The sequence below is a fragment of the Bradyrhizobium sp. SZCCT0153 genome, from assembly GCF_018129995.1.
In the GTDB taxonomy this organism is placed as follows: Bacteria; Pseudomonadota; Alphaproteobacteria; order Rhizobiales; family Xanthobacteraceae; genus Bradyrhizobium; species Bradyrhizobium japonicum_G.
In genome coordinates this window covers 1-13,046 of record NZ_JAFCKS010000013.1, presented here as the reverse complement: position 1 = coordinate 13,046, position 13,046 = coordinate 1, and the positions used below count along the sequence as shown (strand labels likewise).

Annotated in this window: 10 protein-coding genes; 6 read left to right on the top strand and 4 right to left on the bottom strand. The window is 66.4% G+C overall.

Going from position 1 to position 13,046, the window contains the following annotated elements; translation table 11 throughout:
• Positions 1-69: 69 nt before the first annotated feature.
• The 3 genes from JQ572_RS32660 to JQ572_RS32650 are packed head-to-tail and all read right to left on the bottom strand — an operon-like array spanning position 70 to position 4,822.
• Positions 70-2,883, bottom strand: coding sequence for a DUF4159 domain-containing protein (locus JQ572_RS32660; RefSeq protein WP_211386949.1), 2,814 nt, complete (start codon positions 2,881-2,883; stop codon positions 70-72).
• Positions 2,880-3,824 (bottom strand): DUF58 domain-containing protein, encoded by a 945-nt coding sequence (locus JQ572_RS32655; RefSeq protein WP_211386948.1) that lies wholly within the window; start codon positions 3,822-3,824, stop codon positions 2,880-2,882. Before JQ572_RS32655 ends, JQ572_RS32660 begins: the two co-directional genes overlap by 4 nt.
• Positions 3,824-4,822 carry an AAA family ATPase gene (locus JQ572_RS32650; protein WP_211386947.1) on the bottom strand — a complete coding sequence of 333 codons (999 nt, stop codon included), beginning with the start codon at positions 4,820-4,822 and terminating at the stop codon, positions 3,824-3,826. Before JQ572_RS32650 ends, JQ572_RS32655 begins: the two co-directional genes overlap by 1 nt.
• A 270-nt stretch (positions 4,823-5,092) precedes the next feature.
• Here JQ572_RS32650 and JQ572_RS32645 point away from each other — a divergent pair, with 270 nt between their 5' ends.
• The 5 genes from JQ572_RS32645 to JQ572_RS32625 are packed head-to-tail and all read left to right on the top strand — an operon-like array spanning position 5,093 to position 8,663.
• Positions 5,093-5,704 carry a DUF1285 domain-containing protein gene (locus JQ572_RS32645; RefSeq protein ID WP_211386946.1) on the top strand — a complete coding sequence of 204 codons (612 nt, stop codon included), beginning with the start codon at positions 5,093-5,095 and terminating at the stop codon, positions 5,702-5,704.
• Positions 5,701-6,372: a CoA pyrophosphatase gene (locus JQ572_RS32640; RefSeq protein ID WP_211386945.1), complete on the top strand. Its 672-nt coding sequence runs from the start codon at positions 5,701-5,703 to the stop codon at positions 6,370-6,372. The genes JQ572_RS32645 and JQ572_RS32640 overlap by 4 nt, the downstream gene beginning before the upstream one ends.
• The gene (locus JQ572_RS32635; protein WP_211386944.1) at positions 6,369-6,632 is read left to right on the top strand and encodes a DUF6111 family protein; all 264 of its coding nucleotides are present in this window, start codon (positions 6,369-6,371) and stop codon (positions 6,630-6,632) included. The genes JQ572_RS32640 and JQ572_RS32635 overlap by 4 nt, the downstream gene beginning before the upstream one ends.
• A 10-nt stretch (positions 6,633-6,642) precedes the next feature.
• Complete coding sequence (locus JQ572_RS32630) at positions 6,643-7,899, top strand: CCA tRNA nucleotidyltransferase (protein WP_211386943.1); 1,257 nt, start codon at positions 6,643-6,645, stop codon at positions 7,897-7,899.
• Positions 7,896-8,663, top strand: a complete 768-nt coding sequence (locus JQ572_RS32625) for a sulfite exporter TauE/SafE family protein (RefSeq protein WP_211386942.1) — start codon at positions 7,896-7,898, stop codon at positions 8,661-8,663. Before JQ572_RS32630 ends, JQ572_RS32625 begins: the two co-directional genes overlap by 4 nt.
• A 45-nt stretch (positions 8,664-8,708) precedes the next feature.
• On the opposite strand, the gene JQ572_RS32620 is transcribed toward JQ572_RS32625, so the two are convergent.
• Positions 8,709-9,053 carry a nuclear transport factor 2 family protein gene (locus JQ572_RS32620; protein ID WP_249129633.1) on the bottom strand — a complete coding sequence of 115 codons (345 nt, stop codon included), beginning with the start codon at positions 9,051-9,053 and terminating at the stop codon, positions 8,709-8,711.
• Between the two features lie 138 nt (positions 9,054-9,191).
• Between JQ572_RS32620 and JQ572_RS32615 the strand changes: the two genes are divergently transcribed.
• A partial coding sequence (locus JQ572_RS32615; protein WP_211386941.1) for a response regulator transcription factor occupies positions 9,192-13,046 on the top strand: 3,855 nt, incomplete at its 3' end.

Here is a 13,046-nt window from a genome sequence, read left to right as displayed (position 1 = left end):
CGATCTCCGCGCAAACGCGTTCCGCGTTTGTCGCGAGGGAAAACCGGCTTCCACTTTTCCGGATCATGCTCATTGCCCCAGACGTTCGATCAGGGCCGGCGCGTGCACCTGGTCGGCCTTGTAGTTGCCGGTCAGCGTGTACATCACGATGTTGGCGCCGGCACGGTAGGCGAATTCGCGCTGGCGGGGGTCGCCGCCGGTCACCGGCAGCATGGCCTGGCCATCGGGCCGCACGGCCCAGGCCCCGGCAAGATCGTTCGAGGTGATGATGATGGGCGAGACGCCGTCGCCGCCGCGCGCCGGCCGCTGTGCGCTGTCATCGTCCTCTTCGCGCGGCAAGGTCTCGACCCAGGTCTGCCCGGTGGTGAAGCGGCCGGGGAAGTCGCGGAGCAGATAGAAGGTCTTGGTCAGCACGTGCTCGCGCGGCACCGGCTCGAGCTCGGGGACGTCGAGCGAGGACAGGATCTCGCGCAGCGTCTGCATGGCCGGGGTCTGCGCGGCGCCGTTCGCGCCGGGCGGGGCCTCGATCGCGTCGCGGGTGTCGAACAGCACGGTGCCGCCCTGCTTCATGTAGGCATCGATCTTGTTGATGGCATCCTGCGGCGGCTTGGGCGCGCCGGGCACGATCGGCCAATAGATCAGCGGGAAGAAGGCGAGCTCGTCGCGCGCGGGATCGATGCCGACGGGATCGCCGGCTTCGAGCGCGGTGCGCTGCGCCAGGAACAGCGTCAGTCCGGACAGGCCGGCCTTGACGATGGAATCGACGTCGGCATTGCCGGTCACGACATAGGCGAGGCGGGTCTGCGACGTCGCCTTCATCGCGAAATCGTCCGCGGCGCTGTCGGCGCGCGACGGCGTCGGCGCGAACGACAACAGGCCGGCGAGCACCATGGACAGAACGATCGTTGCGGGCGCGGCGCGGCGGCGCAGCAGCGCTGCGAGGCCGCCGCCGAGCACTGCGACGATGATGGCGTCGACCAGGAACAGCGCAAGCGCCGTCGACAGCAGCCAGCCGCGCAGGTCGCGCGGCTCGGCATTGGTGTAGGTGGCGTGCCGGGCGTTCAGGCTCGCGGTGTTCAAGGCTGCGATGCGGTCGGCGGCGGCAAGCGTGTTCACGGCGAGCGGTCCTTCTGCAGGACCATAGAAGCCCGGCGGATGATCGGGGGTGGCGCGGTCGCGATAATCCGCGGGCAGCGGCTTTGCGGTGGCCGGCGGCGGGCCGAAGGCGCCGAAGCCGTCGAGGATGTGCAGCGGCGCCACCGTCTCGGCGGTCGCTTCGCTCGCGACACCAGCGCCGGGCTTCGCGGTGTAACCGGACATGTCGACGACACGTCGCAGCATTTCGACGAAGGTGCCTGACATCGGCAGATCCGACCAGCGCATGTCGGCGCTGACGTGGAATAGGCTGACCACGCCCTTGCCGCGATGCTCGCCGGTCACCAACGGCGTGCCGTCCTCGAGCGAGGCCCAGCTCTTGGTGGCGAGCACGGCGTCGGGCTCGGCCAGCACCTGGCGGCTTACGGCGACGTCCTTGGGGACCGCGATGCCGGCAAACGGACCGTCGGCCGCGAAGGCGGCGAGATGTTGCGGCTTCTCCCAGGTCAGGCTGCCGCCGAGCGTCCGGCCGCCCTTGCGCAGCTTGACCGGAACGAGATCGTCCTCGGCCTGCGCCAGGCGCGGCCCGGCGAACCGCACCAGCACGCCGCCCTGGTCGATCCAGGCATTGAGACGCTCGCGCAGCTCGGGCGCGATGGTGCCGACATCGGCGAGGATGATCATCGGCAGCTTCTGGTCGAGGAACTGCGTGATGCCCTGCTGCGGCGAGCCCTTGTCGGCGAGCCGCACGTCGGCGAACGGCGACAGCGCGCGGGTCAGGTAAAAGGTCGGCGCCAGCAGCGGCTGCGCGGTCTCGCTGGTCGAGCCCGAGACGATGCCGATGGCGCGGCGGCGCCAGCGCTTGTCGAGCAGCTGCACCGCGCCGGCAGAGCGCTCGCCCGCAATCTCCAGCCGGGTGATGTCGTTGCGCAGCTCGACCGGCAGGTCGAACGCGGCTTCAGTTTCCTTGTCCTGCGGGCCGAACGAGAAGCGCGCCTCGCCGATCGGCGAGGCCTTCTGGTCCAGCGCGCGCACGGTGCCGACGGCGATGCCGCTGTCGGTGCGCAGCACCTTCACCGTCATCATGGCGGCGGCGTTCTCGGCCGCGACGAGGGCCAGCGGCGAAGAGGTCCCGCCCTCGAACACGGTCAGGCTGCGATCGCCGATGGTCTTGCCGAGGCCGGCGACGAATTCCTCGCCACGGCCGGTGTCGACGCCATCCGAGAGCCAGGCGATCTCGCAGTCGCCGGTCGCCTTCAGGAAGCGATCGATCGCCGTCAGGGTCTCGACGCGGTCGATCGAATAGGGTTTTGGCGTGAGCTGCCGCAGCGCGACGCGCGCGGCCCCCGCCGGCATCAAGGTGATGTCGCGGGCCGGCTCGGACAGCGGCACCAGCGCGATCGCGCGGCGGTCGTTGTCGGCATTGGCGATCAGCTCGTCGGCGGCCCTGATCCTGACGTCCCAGCTCGCGGCCGCGCTCCAGCCGTCGTCGAACATGATCATCAGCGGCGCCTTGCTGGAGGCGATGCCCGTTTGCGGATTCCAGATCGGACCGGCGGCGGCGAAAATGACGAGCGCCGCAGCCAGGAGACGCAACGCGGTCAGCCACCACGGCGTCCGCGAGGGCGTCTCTTCGCGCGGCGCGATGTCGAACAACAGGCGCGTGGGTGGAAACTCGATGCGGCGCGGCCGCGGCGGCATCACGCGCAGCAGCCACCACAGCACGGGCAGGCTGACGAGGCCGATCAGCAGCAGCGGTTCGGTGAAGGCGAGCGGGAATCCCATCATGCGGCGGGCCCTGCCTTGATCGTCGCGGTGCGCCCGCCCGACTTGCTCACCTGCATGCCGGCATGCAGGAACAGCAGCAGTTCGGCGGCGGAACGGTCGGTCGAATGCGTCGTGAAAAGCCAGTCGAGCTTCGAGGTCTCGGCGCGGATCTGGTCGCGGTGCAGCGCCAGCCGTGCGGTGTAATCCTGCGCCCAGCTTTCGGCGCGGCCGGCGGTGATCACGCCGAACCCTTCGGGCTCGACGAACTCGACGCGTCCGGAATAGGGGAACGACTCCTCGGCGGGATCGACGACCTGCACCAGCGTGCCGTGCGCGCCGGACGCGGAAAGCCCGGCGAGCGTCGTTCTGATCTCGTCGATCGGCGACCAGAAATCCGACAGCACGATCGTCTCGGCGAGCGCCGAGGGCACGAAGGACGGCGGCAGGCTCGGCCGCTCGGCATCGTCATGCAGCATCGCCTGCGCCATCTTGTCGATCACGCTGCGGCTCGCGGTCGGCGCCATCAGCCCGGGAATGCCGACGCGCTCGCCGCCCGAGACCAGCAGCTCGGCCAGCGCGAAGGCGACGATCAGGGTGCGCTCCAGCTTGGACTCGCGCGCCGTCTTCGAGGCGAACGCCATCGAGGGCGAGCGGTCGGGCCAGATCCAGACCGTGTGCGAGGCTTCCCATTCAAGCTCGCGGACATAGAGATGGTCGTCACGGGCCGAGCGCCGCCAGTCGACGTTCTGCGACGGCTCGCCGGAGACGAAGCGGCGGTATTGCCAGAAATTTTCGCCGGAGCCGGCGCGGCGCCGGCCGTGCAGGCCGTGGATGACGTTGGCGGCAACACGGCGGGCCTCGAGCACCAGGCGCGGCAGCGAAGCGGCGAGCGTGCGGCTTTCGCCATCGGCACGTCGGATCGCGATGATCTCCTTCGCTGCGTGCCCGTTCTCTGCGGCCATCAACCGATCCGTGTTTTCAATTGCCGGATCACGTCCGGAATCGTGCGGCCTTCGGCGCGCGCCTGGAAGGTCAGCGCCATGCGGTGCTTCAGCACGGGCTCGGCGAGATCGAGCACGTCGTCGATCGACGGCGCGAGGCGTCCGTCGATCAGCGCGCGTGCGCGCACCGCGAGCATCAGCGATTGGCTGGCGCGCGGGCCGGGACCCCAGGCGATGAACTTGCCGGTTTCGCCGCTCTCCGCTCCCGGACGGGCCGAACGGACCAGCGACAGGATCGCCTCCACCACGGAATCGCCGACCGGCAGGCGGCGGATCAGGCGCTGTGCCGTGATCAGCGCATCCGCGCTCATCGATCCCCGCGCCAGCGTCTCGTCCGCGCCGGTGGTCTCGAACAGGATGCGGCGTTCGGCGTCGCGATCGGGATAATCGACGTCGATCTCCATGAGGAAGCGGTCGAGCTGGGCTTCGGGCAGCGGATAGGTGCCTTCCTGCTCCAGCGGGTTCTGCGTGGCTAGCACGTGGAACGGCTTCGGCAGATCGTGACGCACGCCGGCGACGGTGATGTGCTGCTCCTGCATCGCCTGGAGCAGCGCCGACTGCGTGCGCGGGCTGGCACGGTTGATCTCGTCGGCCATCAGGAGCTGCGCGAACACGGGGCCGGAGATGAAGCGGAAGGCGCGCTTGCCGGTGGTGCTCTCGTCGAGCACTTCGGCGCCGAGAATGTCTGACGGCATCAGATCGGGCGTGAACTGGATGCGCTTGGCGTCGAGACCGAGCGTGACGCCGAGCGTCTCGACCAGCTTGGTCTTGGCGAGGCCCGGCACGCCGATCAGCAGCGCATGGCCGCCGGAGAGGATGGTGACGAGCGTGTTCTCGATCACACGATCCTGACCGAAGATGACGGATGCGATCGCTTCCTTTGCCGCGCGAATCTGGCTCGACACCTGCTCAGCCGAACGGACGATTCCGTCTTCGAGCTTCTCGACACTCTCCGCCATCCGTTAGCTCCTTCAGCCTGCCATGCGGCTCGCTTGCATCGTCATGTCGTCACAAGTCATCACATGGGCCCTATGCTAGACTTGCACGAAGGCCATGTATTCGTTGAATTAACCTATCCCCACCTTATCGGCTTGGGGTTATGTAGGGCATCACGAAGTGGCGACCTCCACACCGGACTAATGCGGGGTGGAACCGTGCACCCGGCTACAACGTAAACCTGCACCAATCGTGCCAAATGACCAATCGTGCCAAATGACAAAGGGCAAACCATGGCGAACCAAGGGCAGAGCGCCGATCGCGGTCTCGAAGGGCTGACTGCCGCCGCCAAAAGCGCTGCCGATGCCGACGGTGCCAAAAAGGGCCTGCCGCCGGTGCATCTGTGGAATCCGCCGTTTTGCGGCGATCTCGATATCCGAATCGCCTCGGATGGTACTTGGTTCTATTTGGGGACGCCAATCGGCCGCCCTGCGCTGGTTCGCCTGTTCTCGACGGTGCTGAAGCGCGAAGGCGACAAGCATTTCCTCGTCACGCCCGTGGAGAAGGTCGGCATTCGCGTCGACGATGCGCCGTTCATGGCGGTCGAGATGCAGAAGGAGGGCGAGGACAACCATCGCGTGCTCCGCTTCCGCACCAATGTCGACGACTGGGTCACCTGCGACGCCGCGCACCGGCTGCGCTTCGAGCAGGCCAAAGACGGCGGACTGACGCCATACCTGCATGTTCGCGCCGAGCTCTGGGCCAAGGTCACCCGCGCGCTCTACTACGATCTGGTTGACATGGGCGAGGAGCGGATGGTCGATGGCCAGCCGATGTTCGGCGTCGAATCGGCCGGCGAATTCTTCGCCATGGCCGACGCAGAGCAGGTGAGGGCCGCGCTTTGAACAAGCCTATCCTGAAGAACGAGCCCGTCGCGATCGGCGCCGCGGATTTCTTCGCGCGCACCACGGCGCGATTGGGCTTCGACGTTCCACCCGGCCTGTACGATCCGAACATCATTCCGGCTTCGGGCGATCCCGGCACCGACAAGATGCTCGAGATCATCGCGCGCGAGCAGCCGGTGCGGCCGGCGGCGGTCCTGATCGCGGTGGTCGACCATCCCGAGCCGACCATCCTGTTGACGCAGCGGTCGGCGCATCTGAACGACCATGCCGGCCAGATCGCCTTTCCCGGCGGCAAGATCGACGCGACCGATTCCTCGCCGCTCGATGCGGCGCTGCGCGAGGCGGAGGAGGAGGTCGGGCTGTCGCGCGACTTCGTCGAGCCGATCGGCTATCTCGATCTCTACGGCACCGGCTTCGGCTTCCGCATCCTGCCGACGGTCGCAAGGGTCCGGCCCGGCTTCGAGCTCACCATCAACCATTCCGAGGTTGATGATGCGTTCGAGGTGCCGCTATCCTTCCTGATGAACCCGGCCAACCACCAGGTGCACAGCAAGGAATTCCGCGGCATGGAGCGGTCCTACTATGCGATGCCATTCGCGGAACGCTACATCTGGGGTGCGACGGCCGGAATGCTGCGCGTGCTTTATGAGCGGATCTACTCGTCATGATCCGGCCGATCCTGACCGAGATCGGAATTTTCCTCGTTCCCTTTGCCGTCTATGCGCTGTTCCTGGCCGCGACCCGTTCCGGCCTGTTCGTGCAATCCTCCTGGCCGATCACCATCGTCGCGCGCCTCATGCTGGCGGCGCTCGTGCTGGTGATCGCGGGACTGATCGGCTTTGCGCATTTCTCCGGCGCGGCGCCGGACTCGACTTACATTCCAGCCCATATCGAGAACGGCAAGCTGGTGCCGGGCAGGGAAAAATAAGGGCCGGACGATGAGCGCGGAGCCGTTACTCGCCGATGCGCCCTGGCTGATCTCAGGCGGGACCGCGCGTGTCCTGCAATTGCTCAATGCGGATGGCGAGGAGGCGCGGGTGGTCGGCGGCGCCGTGCGCAACGCGCTGCTCGGTCTGGTGCCCGGTGACATCGACATCGCGACCACGGCGCTGCCGGACGAGGTGATGCGGCGCGCCAGGGCTGCCGGCATCAAGAGCGTGCCGACCGGCATCGACCACGGCACGATCACGCTGGTCATCGACGGCAAGCCCTTTGAGGTCACGACGCTGCGCGAGGATACCGAAACCTTCGGCCGCAAGGCCAAGGTCGCGTTCGGCCGCGACTGGGTGAAGGACGCCGAGCGGCGCGACTTCACCATGAACGGCCTGTCGGCCGGCGCAACGGGTATCGTGTACGACCATGTCGGCGGCATCGCCGATGCCGCCGCGCGGCGCGTGCGCTTCATCGGCGACCCCGATCGGCGCATCGCCGAGGACTATCTTCGCATCCTGCGCTTCTTCCGCATCCACGCCGCGTTCGGCGCCGGCGATCCAGACCGCGACGGCTATCTCGCCTGCATCCGCGGCCGCGCCGGCCTGGCCAGCCTGTCGGCCGAGCGGCTGCGCATGGAGATGCTGAAGCTGCTGGTCGCTCACGGTGCGTCCGACGCCGCGCTCGCCATGGCGGATGGCGGATTGCTGCAGGCGCTGACCGGCGGCGTCGCCTATACCGGGCCGCTGGCGGCGATGATCGCGATCGAGCGCGAGCTCGGCCTGCCCGCAAGCAGCACGCGGCGGCTCGCCGCGCTGACGGTCGCCGTGACCGAAGATGCCAAGCGCGTCGCCACGCGCCTGAGGCTCTCCAATGCGGAAACCAAGGCGCTGGATTCGATGGGACATCGCTGGTGGCGTTTCGCCGCCAAGGACGAGGCCAATGCGCGGCGGTTGCTCTACCGGCTTGGCCCCGAGCGCTATCACGATCGTGTGTTGCTGAGCTGGGCGAGAGGCGGCGCCGACGTCGGCTCGCCGCGATGGCGTGCGCTCGCCGAGCTGCCGCAGCGCTGGACCGCGCCGAAATTTCCGCTCCGCGCCGCCGACTTCATCGCGCGCGGCCTGGCGGAAGGACCCGCGCTCGGGCATGTGTTGACGCTGGCCGAGGACGCTTGGCTTGCGGCGGATTTTCCCCTAGAGGAAGCCGCACTCGCTTCCATCGCCGATCAAGCAGCGGCCCGCATCGGCCGCGATGAGAGAACGTGACCATCGTCTCGGGCTTCGCCGACATCTCGATTTTCCAGCTCCTGCTGGTCGCGTTGATGGCGTTGTTTGCGTCCGTTATCGGTGGTCTCGCCGGCTACGGCACCGGGGCGCTGATGCCGCTGGTGCTGGTGCCGCTGGTCGGCGCCGAACCGGTGGTGCCGATCATCGCGATCTCCGCCATCTTCACCAATGCGAGCCGCGCGGTCGCCTATCTGCGCCATGCCGATCGCCGCCGGGCGCTGATCGTGCTCGCCTGCGCGGCGCTGACGACTGCGCTCGGCGCCTACGGCTATACGCGCCTCACCAATGCCGGCGCCGCGCTTGTGATCGGCACCATGCTGATCCTGAGCGTGCCGCTGCGCCGCGTGCTGCGCCGTCGCCAGGTCAGGATCGGAGACGCCGGTCTTGCCGCAGGCTCGGTCGGCTACGGCGTGCTGGTCGGCGGCACGTCGGGCTCCGGCGTGATCCTGCTCTCGCTGCTGATGGCCGCGGGCCTCGAAGGCGCCGCCGTGATCGCGACCGACGCGATGATCTCGCTCGGCACCGGCCTCATCAAGATCTCGGTGTTCGGTCTTGCCGGCGTGGTGACGGCACAGGTGCTCGCCTTTGCGCTGCTGATCGGCGGGATTGCGATCCCCGGCGCGTTCCTGGCAAAAGCCTTCGTCGAGCGGATGCCGGTGCACATCCACACCGCGATCCTCGATGTTGCCGTCGTCACCGGCGGGCTGGTGATGATCTCGGCGGCTGCGAGGCAGGTCGTGTAGTCAACCTGCGCGTGTCCCGCTGCCGGTTTGGATCACGCCGCGGGTCTAGTGGGGTGGACTGCAGTCCAGCTCCTTGATCCTGCCCACCTCGTCAAACGCAAAAAGCGCGCTCATGACGCCAGCACTCGTGACGTAAGAGAGAATGGTCCCGTCGTTGTGCCAGGGATTGAGATCGTCCAGCGAGCTCGCCGGATACTCCCGGAGGCGATCGACCCAATAGGCGCGAAGTGCCTCGCGGCCGGTAATGGTTTTGCCGCCGCCGCAGCCGCAGTGAACCACGGCATCGTCGGCGTGCATGTCCAAGAGCGCTTCGATATCGCCCGCGCGGTAGGCATCGAGCCAGTCAACAGCGACGCCCATCGGGTCAAAGGAGACAATTCCTACCTGCATACCGTCAAATCCTGCAATTTTAGGTCGGGTTAACCCCGCTAAGCCTCTTTCTCCAAACGATTAATTGTAATTTAATACCCTGACCCGGCCCCCGGCCATATGCCGAAGGACATAGATCGCCGGGCCGAGGCAAAGTCCATGTTAGACGTGACTGCGAAGCAGGGGATAACCGCACGCATCCGGCTTGTGATCGTGGATCGACAACCGATCGTCCTGCAGGGGCTGAAGTCGGTATTCGGGGCACAGCAGGACTTCGACGTCGTCGCCTCGTCCAGCGACGGGACGGGCTGCCTCGAGGCAATTCGGAATTTGATACCCGACGTCGCGCTTCTTGCTGACACCCTGCCGGATCTGACGGTATCCGAGCTCCTCGCGATCGTGAAAGCCGAGAAGCTTCCCACGCGCCTGGTGTTCTTTACCGAGTCCGACACCGACCACGATCTGACTGCAGCCATTGCTGCCGGCGCCTGCAGCGTAATTTCGAAGTACGCCTCGCCCGACACCATGCTGCAATCACTGCGGCTGATGACGAAGCGCGGTGTGTCGCTGGAGCGGTCCGATCTCTGGCCAATCGGCAAGGACGCTGACGGCGGCGGCAAAATTGAAAAGATGCTGGAGCTATTGACGGGCCGGGAACGTCAAATAGCACGACTGGTGTCGGAAGGAATGTCGAACAAGGAGATCGCGCGCCAGCTCAACGTTTCCCAAGGGACAGTCAAAGTCCACCTGTACAATATCTTTCAGAAGCTTGAGATCACCAACAGGACGGTGCTCGCGACCATCGCATTGTTGCAGCGCACCTCCGCCTTCAGCACGCTCTCGCTGGCCCTTTTGGCGCTCGTAGTTGCGGACGAACTCAAGGCCTCGGAAGCGAACGCAATGCTTCCGAATGACAACAGCTTCGGCCACGCGGGCGAGCACGCCGGTTATGAGCCCTGGAAAAAAGCCATTCTCCGACACCTCATCGTCTCGGAATCCGGCGAGACGCCTCCGCCCACACTGAGAGACTTCTTTGCCAAGATGGGTCAAGTCGCGAACCCGGCGGCGGCAATGGAAGCGTTGCGCGCGGCCGAGCAATCCGCAGGCCCGAAACCGTGGAAAGACTACGGTCCTGTTGGATCGAGCACGCCCAATCTTCCCTCGCTTTTCCTGCGAGGAACCAGCGACCCACAGATCGGAGGTGACCCGATCCCGGAACATCAACTCCCGCGGCTTGCTTCCAATCCGATATCGGTTCACGGAGGGTATGGCACCTTCGCCACTGTCGCCGGTGCGTTGATCTACGCACTGCACGACCCCCATATCGCCGCACAGGCGCATGAGGCGGGTAAAGCGCCGATCGACAGTCTCCTGGCCGTCACTGGAGAGAATGCGGCCACAAAACTGGCCGCGATCGCCAATGCTGACGCTCATCATGTCGACAGCTCAGCCCCGGGTTTCCTTGCGCACGATGCCGGCCTGGCTTCCGCGCTTGTGACCACTGGAAACCAAAGCGTCGCTGAAGAAGGCGCTCGGAGCCAGATGAGCCACGGCACTGTGGATGGCGCCGCGGGTGACAACCTCCAAAAAACCCCCGGCTTGGTGGACCCTGGACACGACGCCAGTATTGCCGGAGATGGCAGCGATCAACTGGCGGGCGGCAACGTTGATGAAAACGTTGTTCATCGTTCCTCGATCGATTCCGTTTCGACCTCTTCCCAGTCTGGCTTCGATTTCGCATCCGGGGCGAGCAGGATCAATCTTGCGGCTTTCGGAGTGCTTGCCTGGCTGCAAATGACGGCAGCAATCAAGTCCATACCGCCACATACCCTTGCCTGGATCTACAACGCCGCAAGCAATGAGACGATCGTCTACGTGAATCCGACCGATCATGTTCTCGATATCGGGGATCGCGGCCTGCTGGAAGTCCATCTGCAGGGGATTGTATCCATTGCGGAGTCGGATGCCGCCTCCCAGCCGGAAGCCGCGGCTGTCGCGATCACCCTGGAGCAACTCGAAGAAGCGCTGAAATCGGCGACCGCACTCGATGAGACTGCTCTGAGCACGGACAAAGTCCATGCCATGGGCGCGGCGAGCGAGAGCACACTGGGGACGGCTGGAGTTTGGAGCGTTCTGTCCGACGACGGCTTCGGGTTCCAATTCGGGCAGACTCGGACCGGCTTAGGGGCGTCGACGAGGGGCAGAACTTCCACGGACGATTCGGCGAATGCCACAGACGAGAGCGACGGCGCCTCTGGCGTGTCGGCTCACGTATCGTCGATCGAACTTGCTCATAGCGCGGCGGCCACGGCTGTTGAAAATCTCACGTCGAAGAGTGAGCCGGTCAATGCGGCCACCGGCGTTTCGCCGACTGGGCAGAACTATATCGTCCAACCGGGCGTCATATCGGCCGACAGCGCGGGCCCCGGCAACTCGGAGCACGCTTCGGAGCCAGGGTCTGCAAAGGCTGCAGCCACGGAGTCGGCTGAAGCCGACTCCGCACCGGGCAACGGCGCCGGAAATGGGGCCGAGCATCGCGCTGAGGCCGCGGACGATTCGCCAGGGTTAGCGAAGAAGGCAGAAGCGGGCGGCGTGGAGCACGGCAACTCCGCGCACGCGGCAAACGCATCGGAAGCAGCCGAGAGCGTCGCAGCGGCCGACAGCGCGAGCCACGGTAACTCGGAGCACGCTTCGGAGCCAGGGTCTGCAAAGGCTGCAGCCACGGAGTCGACCGAAGCTGACTCCAAACCGGGCAACGGCGTCGGCAAAGGCGCCGAGAACCACGCTGCGGCTGCGGACGCTTCGCCAGGGTCAGCGAAGCAGGCGGAAACAGGCGGCGTGGAACACGGCAACTCCGCGCACGCGGCAAACACATCGGAAGCAGCCGAGAGCGTCGCAGCGGCCGACAGCGCGAGCCACGGTAACTCGGAGCACGCTTCGGAGCCGGGGTCTGCAAAGGCGGCAGCCACGGAGTCGACTGAAGCTGACTCCGCACCGGGCAACGGTGTCGGCAATGGCGCCGAACACGCTGCGGCTGCGGAGGCTTCGCCAGGGTCAGCGAAGCAGGCGGAAGCGGGCGGCGTGGAACACGGCAACTCCGCGCACGCGGCAAGCGCATCGGAAGCAGCCGAGAGCGTCGCAGCGGCCGACACCGCGAGCCACGGTAACTCGGAGCACGCTTCGGAGCCGGGGTTTGCAAGGACTGCAGCCACGGAGTCGACTGAAGCTGACTCCGCACCGGGCAACGGTGTCGGCAAAGGCGCCGAGAACCACGCTGCGGCTGCGGAGGCTTCGCCAGGGTCAGCGAAGCAGGCGGAAGCAGGCGGCGTGGAACACGGCAACTCCGCGCACGCGGCAAATGCATCGGAAGCAGCCGAGATCGTCGAACCGGACGTCGCAACGGCCGGTAGCGCGGGCCACGGTAACTCGGAGCACGCTTCGGAACCAGGGTCTGCACAGGCTGCAGCCACGGAGTCGACTGAAGCTGATTCCGCACCGGGCAACGGCGTCGGCAAGGGCGCCGAGAACCACGCTGCGGCTGCGGACACTGCGAGCGTGTCAGCGGCAGTGCAGGCGACAGAGCCGGCCGTCGTGGCGCACGGCAATTCGGGGCACGATTTACCCTCGACCTCAGCAAACGCATCGGAAGCAGCCGGGATCGTCCAACCGAGCGTCGCAACGGCCGACAGCGCGGGCCACGGTAACTCGGAGCACGCTTCGGAGCCAGGGTCTGCAAAGGCTGCAGCCACGGAGTCGGCTGAAGCTGATTCCGCACCGGGCAACGGCGTCGGCAAGGGCGCCGAGAACCACGCTGCGGCTGCGGACACTGCGAGCGTGTCAGCGGCAGTGCAGGCGACAGAGCCGGCCGTCGTGGCGCACGGCAATTCGGGGCACGATTTACCCTCGACCTCAGCAAACGCATCGGAAGCAGCCGAGATCGTCCAACCGAGCGTCGCAACGGCCGACAGCGCGGGCCACGGTAACTCGGAGCACGCTTCGGAGCCAGGGTCTGCA

What these genes read in the sequence shown, in the direction of transcription:
- JQ572_RS32660 (WP_211386949.1), bottom strand. Translation starts at nt 2,883, where the DNA reads ATGATGGGATTCCCGCTCGCCTTCACCGAACCGCTGCTGCTGATCGGC.
- JQ572_RS32655 (WP_211386948.1), bottom strand. Translation starts at nt 3,824, where the DNA reads ATGGCCGCAGAGAACGGGCACGCAGCGAAGGAGATCATCGCGATCCGA.
- JQ572_RS32650 (WP_211386947.1), bottom strand. Translation starts at nt 4,822, where the DNA reads ATGGCGGAGAGTGTCGAGAAGCTCGAAGACGGAATCGTCCGTTCGGCT.
- JQ572_RS32645 (WP_211386946.1), top strand. Translation starts at nt 5,093, where the DNA reads ATGGCGAACCAAGGGCAGAGCGCCGATCGCGGTCTCGAAGGGCTGACT.
- JQ572_RS32635 (WP_211386944.1), top strand. Translation starts at nt 6,369, where the DNA reads ATGATCCGGCCGATCCTGACCGAGATCGGAATTTTCCTCGTTCCCTTT.
- JQ572_RS32630 (WP_211386943.1), top strand. Translation starts at nt 6,643, where the DNA reads ATGAGCGCGGAGCCGTTACTCGCCGATGCGCCCTGGCTGATCTCAGGC.
- JQ572_RS32620 (WP_249129633.1), bottom strand. Translation starts at nt 9,053, where the DNA reads ATGCAGGTAGGAATTGTCTCCTTTGACCCGATGGGCGTCGCTGTTGAC.